This is a genomic window from Tamlana crocina, assembly GCF_012037625.1.
Genome location: NZ_JAAVJS010000012.1, coordinates 105485 through 116754, shown reverse-complemented (window position 1 = coordinate 116754; position 11270 = coordinate 105485). Strand labels below are relative to the sequence as shown.

Below are 11270 nucleotides of genomic sequence, written 5' to 3'. Positions count from 1 at the left end.
AAAACTAAAATGGTCTACCAAAAAATCAGGTAGCAATAAGGATAGTAATTCTTTAGAAATTTCCACAAATTTAATTTTCCCCAAAGATAAAACTATTTAACTCCCCAACTTTTAGGACTGATCCGCTTTAATCCTTTATTAAGTAATTGTAAATATCTTCACTGAACATTTTAGTGAATTCCGTAGCTCCTGTACTGTCTAAATGTAGGCCATCATAAGTTTTGAAATGACCAATAAGATTAGAGTAGTTCAAAAAAGGTATGTCGTGTTGATTTGAAATACTGTCCATATCCCTTTCGAAGGTGGGCCAAAATTTATGTTCTAGGTCATAGAATTCTTGGTCTTCGGGAATACGAACTATAAATGTGTCTCCTTTGCTTTTCAGGTAAGCGAGTATTTTAGTGAAACTATCAATGCGATACGACGAAACCTCCTGAAAACCTAATTGGTCCCTGAAAAGGCGTAAAATATTAGATTTCCAAAACTTTGTGTCTGATTCCCTTATCGTATCTTTTTTAGCGACAGGCATGATTTCTAGCCAGCCATTATCGTGTATTTCGTTAAACGTCCATTTCTCATAAGGGTGCAGTGCGTTGTATAAGGGTTGTTCGTAGGTGTTTAGGACATAGTTGTAATTTGGATTAGCAGCCACTTGGCTTACTTTTCCTAAAATAGTTCTGTTTTTGTCCATTTTATAGATGTCTTCCGGATTCATTTTTTGTGGTGCGGCAAAGGCACCTGGTGATACTGCTATAATAAAAAGTTGATTGTTTTGTTTTGGGTTCAGTTTCTTTTTTATAGCCTCGAAATATACCTCGCCAAAAGGAGAATTGTTTACGTTTAATGCGAAATTTATTATTGGGGTATCGTAATTAAGGTCTTTAAGTTTTTTTTCAATAATGGCGGGGTTAATGCCTTTACTTGCTTTAGAAATTCCGATGATTAAACCGCTTGCTTTTTGGGTAAACTTCTTATAGTAAATATCGACATAGTCCTCAGATAGTTTATTTACTAAAAAACCATAAACACATATTAATGATAGGGTAAAGAGCGATAATTTAATTAAAAACCGTTTCATTCTTTAAAATTGAAAGTATATAAAAGTATTTTGCCTATTAATGGCAAAAAGTGTTACAATGAAAATGTATGCAATATAAAACGACCAACGTATATGTTTAGGCTTGCCAATAACTAGGTCGTAAATTTTAGCATTGCCTTTGTAGTAATGAATGGTTTGTACGATTATAATAAGTGTGAAACTTAATATAAGTTCAAAATAGTTGTGCAATATATTTATGTGCAGACTGTTTAACTGAAACATGTGGTTAATGTAGGTCAACGCATCTTTGAAACTTGGAGAACGAAAAAATACTAGAGATAGCATGCTATAGCATAAAATTGTAATCCATCCTAGAAAATTAGTGGTTTTTTTACTTATTTTAAGGGTTTTAAATACTTTCTTTCGAAACGATGTCGTTGAGTATTCCGCTACCATCAATAAAGCGTTTAAGAAACCCCAAGCAACAAAGGTCCAACTGGCACCATGCCAAAGTCCAACAATGATAAACAGGATAAAGAGATTTCGTATGGTTTTAGCTTTGGTGCCCTTGGATGCCCCGAGCGGCTTGTAGAGATAGTCTCGAAGCCATTGCATAAGGGATATATGCCAACGTCTCCAAAATTCAGAAATATTTACGGAAAATATAGGTCGATTAAAATTTTGCATCAGTTTGACACCTATAGTTTGGGCTGTGCCAATGGCTATAGATGTGTAAGCTGAGAAGTCGAAATAAATTTGAAAAACAAAAAAAAAGGCTCCGAGAATTAAAGCAAGGCTATGTGGTGAATCTGGGTTGGCAAAGGCTTTATCAACATAAACGCCCAATCGATCGGCAACAACTACTTTTAAAAGTAAGCCCCAAGCTATTAAAATCAATCCTTTTTGAATATTTAACAAATTTACTTTTACGTTTTCTTTTAATTGCGGAATTAACCTTGAGGCCCGTTCAATGGGACCGGCTACCAATTGGGGGAAAAACGCAACATACAAAGCAAAGATGCCGAAATGTTTTTCAGGCTTTATATTGCCTCTGTAAATATCTATCGTGTAGCTAAGTGTTTGAAATGTGTAAAAACTAATACCGACAGGAAGCATGATATTGCTGAAGGTGTAAGATCCTAAATTTTCCGAGGGAGTTATTTCTACCCCAAAAAAGGCGAGCAGCTCATAAACCGAATTGCTGAAAAAAGCAAGGTATTTAAATATGAACAACATGCCTATATTGATAACAAGGCTAATTGCTAAACATATTTTTTTGAGTTTTTGGCTTGCGCCTACCATTTTTAACCCACATAAATAATCCGTTACTGTTGATATCAATAGCAGAATAAGTAATTCTGGTTCGTGAAAAGAGTAGAAAAAGTAACTGCCGGCAAGAAGCCACATCCAACGGAATTTATGGTTTATAAGATAGAATCCTATAACGATAATGGGTAAAAATACAAGGAACCCAAAAGAGTTAAACAGCATAGTAGGGCGCTTTTAGTTTGCTTCAGTCAATTTTAGGGATAACCACCGTGTAAATATAGTGTGCTTACATGCTATAAAAATATTTTATCGATAAAAAGCGTAAGTTTTTGTGTTCAAATGTGTTTTTTGTCGACTAAACACTCTTTTTAACGGTGATTTTTGTGTTTGAAAGAATTGAAAGGCCTTTTGTTATTGATGTGAAATATGGCTTTTGGGATGGAGTTTGTTTTTTCTAACTTCGCTTCAGTAACTCATCTAAAACAGTTTCAACGCCTTCTTCCGCATTGCTTTTGGTTTTAAATCGAGCCGTTTTTTTTACGTCGTCGTGGGCATTTTCCATGGCGTAGCTAAAATAGGCCAAATCCATCATTTGCAAATCGTTGTTGTAGTCGCCAAAAACCATGGTTTCTTCCTTGGTAACGCCCAGTTGTTTTTGTAGAAGCGATAGTGCGTAGCTTTTATTGGCTTCGGCATGCGAAATATCCAGCCAGTTTTCACCAGACACGATAACTTGCAGGTCTTTTTTTAGGGCTTCGGCCGTAGGGAGAATGTATGATTCGGAAGATATATGGTGGAATACTGCGATTTTTAAGAAATCGTCGTTTTCAACTTGGGTTAAATCCTCAACAATAGTGTATTCTTTGTAATAATCTCTAAATTTTGAAATAAATGCTTCATCGGTAGTTTCAATATACGCACGCTGCCTCCCGCACAAAACAATGTAGGTACCTTCAATATTTCTGAGTAGTGTAACGGCATTTTTAACGTTTTCACTGGTAAGTTGTAACAAGATTTGCTCTTGGTTGTTGTGCTTCATGATGCCTCCGTTTTCAGCAATAATGGAAATCTCATCTTTTATGGGATGGAGTTTGTCTAAAATGCTTTGATATTGGCGGCCGCTTGCAGCGGTAAAGTGAATGTTTTGTTGCTTAAGTGCTTTAAACTGATTAAAAAATCGGGGACTAACCTCGCTTTTTGGGTTTAGCAAGGTGCCGTCCATATCTGAAACTACAAGTTTTACTTTCGAAAAATCCATAAATTAAATTAAAGGACAAAAATAACATTATTGGGTTAAAGTTCTTTTAGTTAAAGGTTAATATAATTTGGGGTATGCTTTTTTTTTGTAAGTTTTTCGAGGGTGTGGAGAGCTGTAATAAATAGTGCGAAATGACTAAAACTAATTTTGTACATTGCAAATGCAAATTTATCAGGTGGCACATGGTTACTTTAAAACAGCTGGCAAAAGAATTGGGAGTTTCAATTTCAACGGTTTCCAAAGCACTTAATAATAGTGAGGAAATTGGGGAAGAAACTGTAAAGCGTGTTAAGCAACTCGCTGAACAATATAATTATACCCCAAACAAAGTGGCTTTGAGTTTAAAACAGAGTAAAACCAAGACTATTGGGGTGATTATTCCGAATATACTCAACCGGTTTTTGGCCAAGGTGCTTTTTGGTATTGAGCGCGAGGCCAATAAGCATGGTTATAATATTATAACCTGTATATCCAACGAGTCGTTGGAAAAGGAAAAGGAAGCACTTAAGCTTTTGGCTAACGGTAGTGTGGATGGGTTTGTATTATCGGTTGCTGAAGAAACCCAAGTAAATAATGAAATAGCTCATTTTAAAAATACCATCAACCAAGGTTTGCCTATTGTGATGTTCGATAGGGTGGCGCATGATGTAATGTGCGATAAAGTGATAGTTGATGATTTTGATGCTACTTATAATGCCACTAAAAGTTTATTGAATGAAAATAGAATACGAATCGCTTTTATCAGTGATATAAATGGATTAAGTGTTGGAAAACTAAGGGAGCGTGGTTACAACAAGGCTATGCTTGAAAGCAGATGTGAGCCTTTGGTGTTGGCTGTTAAAAAGAAAGACGATCATCAAAAGAAAATAAAGGCATTTTTTAAAAAAAATAGAAATATTGATGGTGTTATTGCCGCCGATAGTTCTTCTGGAATTATTGCGTTAAACACCGCAATCAATATGGGGTTAAAAGTGCCTAAGGATGTTTCTGTTATTGCTTTTGCCAGTAAATCTGATTCCTATCATACACTTCCAAAATTGACCACCATCCGTCAACATGCCAAAATTATTGGAGCGCAGGCTGCGCAAATGTTAATCCGTAGATTACAGAACCCTTCCGTTATTGAAGATGTTAAAACTAAAATCGTTAAAACTTCCTTAGTGAAAAACAAGTCTACTTTGTAGGTTATTACCTTAAAAAATAAGTGTTTTTGCATTTCATCGATGAAATATGTTGTATTTCGTCGAATATATCGCTGTCTCTTGCAAAAAATAAAAGTTATTAAAATTTATTAACATACATTAGCAATGTAAAACTGTGCGCCAAATTTTCCCTAAGTTCAGTTATTACAAGTTAGTCCATTTATAGGCTTGTTTAAGCCAAAAATCCCTCTAAGTAAAGGCTGGGTGTACTGTTGTGTATCGGTTTTTAAAATTATCCGTTGTTCACTAGCAACCCTTTGGGTGTTGTAATCATGTTGTGTTTTTAAGTACGATATAAAATTGTATTAACCTTAAAACCTAATTAATATGAAATCCCTAAAAATTACTTTAGTAGCAGTAGCAATTTTTGCATCATTAGTATCTTGTACAAAGCAAGACTTAACCGAAGACGACGTTTTAGAAAGACCAGATGTAGAAGCTCCAATAACTGGAGGTCAATTTGATGACTAATAATAGAAATTATAATATTTTTAAAAGTCCTTTATGCTTTCATAAAGGGCTTTTTTGATGTAAAAAAGTGAAAAATTATAAATACATTTGAAGAAATAGAGAACAAACCTTTAAGCATTGAAATATTTCTTGATATACTTGGCTAGCATTTTTTGTGTTAGCTTTTCGTTTTCACAAGGGGAAGATATTAAGAAGAAAGTGGACTCCTTAAAGCGTACCGTTATTAGTTCTATAACGGTTGATACTCTAAATCTTGCAGCAGCACACTATTACGTTGGCGAATGGTATAGAAAGGCCACGACAAAAACCGATAGCGCAAACTACCATTATTACAAAGCGGGCAAACTTTACAGTCTTATTGGTGACAAGTTTGGTCACGCATCGGCCCTATACGGTATAGCCAACATCCAAAGGAACGAAAAGGATTTTATGGCAAGTGAGGTTAACTCTATAGAGGCTATTTCAATGTTGGAGCAACTGGATCAAACCTACCCTGTTAAGGAGTTAAAATCGTTTTTGTACAATAATTTGGGTATTCTTTTTAATGAGCTCGAACAATATGAACAATCTATAAAATACCATAAAAATGCACTATCGATTAAACAGGATTTAAAAGGTATTGATAAATTCAAAATCTATAATTCCTTAAACAATATTGGTTATGTATATAAAAATATAGGCAAGTACAAATTAGCCCTCGAGTATTTTAATGAAATTTTGAAAGATGAGCAGATTATTGAAGAAAATCCAGAGTACTATGCCACAACGCTTGCAAATTATGCGCATACGCTTTATCTCTCAGAACAAAATGACGAATTACCAAGATTGTATTTTAGGGCCCTTGAACTTGCTGAGCGAGAAGCTCCCAATGGCTATGTGTCTATTATTATAAACCATTATATTGCAGAGTATTATAACGACAGCAATCAAAAAACTTTAGCAAAAAAATACGCCTATAGGGCAAAAAATATTTCAGAACAATACCATAATGATGATTTGTTGAAATCGTTGTTGTTGCTCTCGGAAATTGAGGAAGGCGAGAATGCAACGAGTCATTTAAAAGCGTATATAAAACTAAGCGACAGTTTGAAGAAAAACGAAAGGGCTATTCGCAACAAGTCGGCACGAATCCGTTTTGAAACCGATCAAATTGAAAAAGAAAACATCCAAATAGCCAAAGAGCGTGCTTGGTTGTTGGTTATTTCAATAGTAATAATCATTGCCTCATTCCTTCTTTATGTAGTGGTTGCCCAAAGAAATAAAAATAAAGAGCTTCAGTTCATTCAAAAACAACAGGAAACCAACGAGGAAATCTACAATTTAATGTTGTCGCAAAATGAAAGTATCGAAGAGGCAAGAACATTGGAAAAAAAGCGGATTTCTGAAGAATTGCACGATGGGGTGCTAGGGAGATTATTTGGGGCACGATTGAGCTTAGACAGCTTAAATATGAACAACACTGTCGAGGCCATAAAAACAAGAGGGCAGTACATTAGCGAACTAAAAAATATTGAGGACGATATTAGAAAAGTATCGCACGAATTGAACACCGATTTCGTTTCGGGCTCTGGGTTTATTGATATCATAAAAACTTTGGTGGAAACCCAAACAGCTGTGTACGGACTAAACTATAATCTTGAACACGACGATGATATTAATTGGGATTCGGCGGGTAATAAGATGAAAATTCACATTTACAGGATAATCCAAGAAACGCTTCATAACATCTACAAACACGCCAATGCCACACATGTAAATATTAGTTTTAGACAAAAAAATAATGTAATTTGCCTGAGCATAATTGATGATGGCGACGGGTTTGACGTGAACAAAGCCAAATCAGGAATTGGCCTAAAAAACATCAATTCAAGGATAAAAGAAATTAATGGAACAATAAATATAACTTCTGAAAAAAATACAGGAACAACAGTAATAATAGAGGCACCCATACCCTAACGCCAAAATCATGACTGAAAAAATAAAAATATTAATGATTGATGACCACCCAATAATAATTGAGGGGTATCAAAACACCTTGCTTTTTACTAAAAAAGACAATCAAGAATTAGAAATAGACATTGCCAATAATTGCGATGAGGCCATTAAATTGATGAACCGCTCGGTGCAGAATGAACGCCCGTATAATGTCCTTTTTGTTGATATAAGTTTACCACCTTCGGCCGATGGCACAATGAATTCGGGTGAAGATTTGGCTGAGTACGCACGAAAAGCCCTTCCCAATGCCAAAATCATCATTTTAACCATGTTTAATGAATCCTTCAGAATCCATAATATTATAAAAACGATTGGTCCCGAAGGGTTTTTAATAAAAAGTGATTTAACTTCCAGTGAGCTGGCCAGTGCTTTCCAAGCGGTACTCAATAATCCGCCATTTTATAGCGGAACGGTAAACAGTTACATACGAAAAACTATAACCAGCGATGTGGTTATTGATGACAAAAACCGAAAGATACTCTACCTATTATCGCAAGGCGTAAAGACCAAAAATTTGGCTTCGCATTTAGATATTTCGTTAAGTGCCATTGAAAAACGAAAAAAACAATTACGCGATATTTTTGAGGTGTACGATGGCCAAGATGAAACCCTACTTAATGAAGCTCGAAAAAAGGGATTTGTTTAGTTTTACTACAAAAAAATGTTAATTTTAGAGATTTAACATATTTTTTATGCTCTGAAAATTAGCGGAATATCTGGGTTTTGCTGAATACCTGTAGGTTAACTACGGGTTTTCCGCAGTTCAATAACATTTGTTATCACTATATTTGTGCTATCAACACTTCAAAATTAATTAATCCCTCAATTTTTTTGTTGATAATAGCAATTTACAAAGCCCTGTGGAGGTGAGAGACCCACAGGGCTATTCTTTTATATACTGAAAAGAGAATTTCTGTGTTCCCAAATCAAACTAATGTAAAGACCCAGGTACACAATCGCAACCACAAATTTTATAAAGGTTGAAGCCAAAAAGCCAATAAACGAACCAAATGCTGCCCTAATGGCCGTTTTGGAGTCCGCTTTATTAAGTAGCTCGCCGATTAATGCACCAACAAAAGGGCCAATAATTATTCCACCGGGAATTGGGGCCAAAATACCAACTATTAGCCCAATGGTAGTGCCGATCATACCGTATCGAGTACCGCCAAAGCGTTTGGTGCCCACTGCCGGAATAATATAATCCGACACCCAAATAAATCCCGCTACCAAAAGCGTGATGATTATAAATGGTTTGTCCATGGGGATGGCTTTAGTAAAGTGGACCACCAAAAGCCCAAGCCAACTGGTAAGTGGCCCGGGCAGTACGGGCAAAAAACTCCCTAAAATGCCCAAAAGCATTATAAATGCTGAAATGATTATTAGAATAATGTCCATTAAATAAATTTATATTACTTGGTTTTTAGACGGAAAATAGCGCTGTTTGTTACAAATACTGCAGGTTGTATGTTTTGTTTTAATTTAAAATTGTACTTTTCGGTTTCAGTTGTAAACTATGAAGTTTTTTATTGTTTCCATATTGGTTTTGATGCTCTCGTCGTGCGAGAATTTCAAAGTAAAAAAAACATCTTCCGAAGCTATTTTAAAAGAAGAACTGCAAACTTTCAATTGGAACGATGTGGACGAATACCCCAGTTTTGAAAACTGCGAGTCGTCCATTTCAAAAGCCGAAAAAAAAGTGTGCTTCCAGCATACGCTAACCAATCACATTACCGGTTTTTTAATGAACGAAAGAATTGTAGTAAGCCAAGATATTTACGATACAGTGCTGTTGCAAATGCAGGTGTCCAAACGAGGAATGCTTAAACTAATAGGTGCGAAAATAGATAGTTTAACAATACAGGAAATCCCAGAATTGGATAGTATTATAAAAAACAGCTTGGATTCCCTGCCTAAAATATTCCCTGCCATAAAACGCGGGCAACAGGTAACGACCGAGTTCAGTTTGCCTTTAGTAATTAGTGTGGAGTAAATTATTTTTTAAACGTCCGCCCTTTCCATTGGTAGCCAGAAACCAAGGAAGTCAATGCCACAAAAACACTAAAAAACGGATACACTAAAAACGCAAATACAAAGCTTTTAAGTGCTGATTTCTGATTGAAAAATATTGCCGATTTGTAAATTAAACCGAAATCAATACAAAATTTTGCTGCGAAAATATAAATCCAAAATTTAGGGTTTAACACAGCAAAAAAGGAAAGGCATAAACCTAAAAGAACCAGGGCGTTCATGAGTAAAACCACAAGTCCTGTAAATTTTCCGAAACCGTTATTGTAATTGCTCGTTTTCGCTGCCCAACGTTTGCGTTGTTCAAATAAAAGGTTCCAATTTGGCTGCGCAGGGGTTTCAACAATGGCCTGTTTACACTTTAAATAGTGAAGTTGTTCGGGGTGTGTTTTAACTACTTTTTCCAAAAAGAAAATATCGTCGCCGCTGGCTATATTGCTATTTCCTTCAAAACCGTTGAGTTTTAAAAAAAGTTCTTTTTTGTAAGCTAAATTGGCCCCGTTGCACAAAAACGGTTTTTTAAGTCCGAAACCACCAATTGTAGCGCCTTGCAAACTGAGTAAATCCAGTATTTGGAAGCGGTTTAAAAACGAGTGTTTTTCGTTGTATGCGACAGGACCGGCAATAAAACAGGCATCATTTTTTTGAATAAATTTATCAAAACTATTCAGCCAATATTCAGGTAAAATACAATCGGCATCGGTGGTGATAATCCAATCGTGTTTTGCCTGTTTTATGGCCGTTTCAATGGCGTCCTTTTTTGGAGAAGCCGTGCTTCTTTCGTTCTTAACGATCTTGAAATTAATATTGCTTTTTGAAAGCGATTGTTTTATGATTTCGGCTGAATTGTCTTCTGAGGCATCATCAATAAAAAGAGTTTCAAATTGGTTTTTTGGGTAGTTCAGTCGTTCAATCGATGCCAACAAACCCGGCAGGTTTTCAGCTTCATTCCGAAAAGGAATCACGATTGAAAAATTAGTTTTTGATGCGAGATTTTCTAAATTAAATAAAGCAATACGCTCAAGCCCGAAAATGAAAGCGCCAATTAAAAGCAAATAAGCAATGGTTATAAAGGCGGAAACGATAATCATGCCGAAACCGTATTTCTTTTTGGTTGAAAAGTAAGCACAAAATAACAACCCAAAAGGCTAGGGAGCATAAAATTGAATACCCACATTATGGTTACAACGCTTAATACAATCACTTCGTTTACGCCTGCCAATAAAAACAAAAATACAGCCACGCTGCCTTTTATAAGCACATCAAAAACAAAAATTGATGGGATTACAGAAGCCAATAGATACATGGATAAAATGATGGTCATGGCTTCAAAATAATTCAAATTGACACCGAAAAGTTGCAATAAAACGAAAAATTGAAATGAAAAAATGAAGTATCGAATCACCGATAATAAAGCGCAAAATCCGAGTTGCTTTTTTGAGATTTTAAATTTTTTTAAAGTTAGTTTCTTGCGGAAGAAAAATAGAAAACCAAGTAAAACTATAACCAAAAAACCAAAAAAGGGATAACCTTCAGGTTTTAAAAAGAACATTTTCAGTTGGTAGCTGTTAATGAAAAAATAGAGTCCAATCACCCCAAAAACGGTGGTTGCCATCATTTGAAGTACATTGCCCGTTAGGTTGGCAATCATCACTTGTTTTCGTTTTCCAAAAGGGAAATACAGCGCTTTCGCCCCGTATTCACCGATACGGTTTGGAGTAAAAAGTGAAGCCGTTAGCGACCCTAAAGTTTGTTCGGCGGCTTGTTTTAAGGTTATCTTTTCAACCGAACTCCCCAAAACCTTCCATTTTAAAATTTCGAAAAACCAGTTGAATCCACTTAAAAACGTCAACAAAATGATGGTTTTGGTAGAAAAAACACCATTTTTTAAAATATAATTCCAAAAATCAGAAAATTTTAATGCGCCGTTGTTCGTTAACTTGTCATAAATAAAGTAAAAGGCAGCCATCACAATGCTTAATTTAATAAGCACAAAAAAGAATTGTTTAGT

At 35.4% G+C, this 11270-nt stretch carries 11 protein-coding genes; 5 read left to right on the top strand and 6 right to left on the bottom strand.

Features of this window, described 5'->3' with window-relative positions:
• Window positions 1-127: 127 nt before the first annotated feature.
• The 3 genes from HC176_RS10275 to HC176_RS10265 all read right to left on the bottom strand — a co-directional run bounded on the left by HC176_RS10275 (window position 128) and on the right by HC176_RS10265 (window position 3566).
• Window positions 128-1078: a hypothetical protein gene (locus HC176_RS10275; protein ID WP_167918114.1), complete on the bottom strand. Its 951-nt coding sequence runs from the start codon at window positions 1076-1078 to the stop codon at window positions 128-130.
• 3 nt (window positions 1079-1081) lie between these two features.
• Window positions 1082-2530, bottom strand: coding sequence for an MBOAT family O-acyltransferase (locus tag HC176_RS10270; protein WP_167918113.1), 1449 nt, complete (start codon window positions 2528-2530; stop codon window positions 1082-1084).
• A gap of 232 nt (window positions 2531-2762) precedes the next feature.
• Complete coding sequence (locus HC176_RS10265) at window positions 2763-3566, bottom strand: HAD family hydrolase (protein WP_167918112.1); 804 nt, start codon at window positions 3564-3566, stop codon at window positions 2763-2765.
• 131 nt (window positions 3567-3697) lie between these two features.
• On the opposite strand from HC176_RS10265, the gene HC176_RS10260 reads away from it, so the two are divergent.
• The 4 genes from HC176_RS10260 (at window position 3698) to HC176_RS10245 (ending at window position 7880) form a co-directional block, all read left to right on the top strand.
• Window positions 3698-4750, top strand: coding sequence for a LacI family DNA-binding transcriptional regulator (locus HC176_RS10260; protein WP_245234873.1), 1053 nt, complete (start codon window positions 3698-3700; stop codon window positions 4748-4750).
• Window positions 4751-5095: 345 nt separating this feature from the next.
• Window positions 5096-5239 carry a hypothetical protein gene (locus HC176_RS10255; protein WP_167918111.1) on the top strand — a complete coding sequence of 48 codons (144 nt, stop codon included), beginning with the start codon at window positions 5096-5098 and terminating at the stop codon, window positions 5237-5239.
• 138 nt (window positions 5240-5377) lie between these two features.
• Window positions 5378-7195, top strand: a complete 1818-nt coding sequence (locus HC176_RS10250) for a tetratricopeptide repeat-containing sensor histidine kinase (protein ID WP_167918110.1) — start codon at window positions 5378-5380, stop codon at window positions 7193-7195.
• Window positions 7196-7205: 10 nt separating this feature from the next.
• Window positions 7206-7880, top strand: coding sequence for a response regulator (locus tag HC176_RS10245; RefSeq protein WP_167918109.1), 675 nt, complete (start codon window positions 7206-7208; stop codon window positions 7878-7880).
• A 245-nt stretch (window positions 7881-8125) separates the two neighbouring features.
• Here HC176_RS10245 and HC176_RS10240 read toward each other — a convergent pair whose 3' ends face one another.
• A complete protein-coding gene (locus HC176_RS10240) occupies window positions 8126-8629 on the bottom strand; it encodes a DUF456 domain-containing protein (RefSeq protein ID WP_167918108.1) in 504 nt (167 codons plus the stop codon).
• Between the two features lie 118 nt (window positions 8630-8747).
• On the opposite strand from HC176_RS10240, the gene HC176_RS10235 reads away from it, so the two are divergent.
• Entirely contained in the window at window positions 8748-9224 is a 477-nt protein-coding gene (locus tag HC176_RS10235) for a hypothetical protein (protein ID WP_167918107.1), read from the top strand.
• A gap of 1 nt (window position 9225) precedes the next feature.
• Here the strand turns inward: HC176_RS10235 and HC176_RS10230 are convergent, their stop codons facing one another.
• The gene (locus HC176_RS10230; RefSeq protein ID WP_167918106.1) at window positions 9226-10350 is read right to left on the bottom strand and encodes a glycosyltransferase family 2 protein; all 1125 of its coding nucleotides are present in this window, start codon (window positions 10348-10350) and stop codon (window positions 9226-9228) included.
• Window positions 10347-11252 carry a hypothetical protein gene (locus HC176_RS10225; RefSeq protein ID WP_342448680.1) on the bottom strand — a complete coding sequence of 302 codons (906 nt, stop codon included), beginning with the start codon at window positions 11250-11252 and terminating at the stop codon, window positions 10347-10349. Before HC176_RS10225 ends, HC176_RS10230 begins: the two co-directional genes overlap by 4 nt.
• Between the last annotated feature and the right edge of the window lie 18 nt (window positions 11253-11270).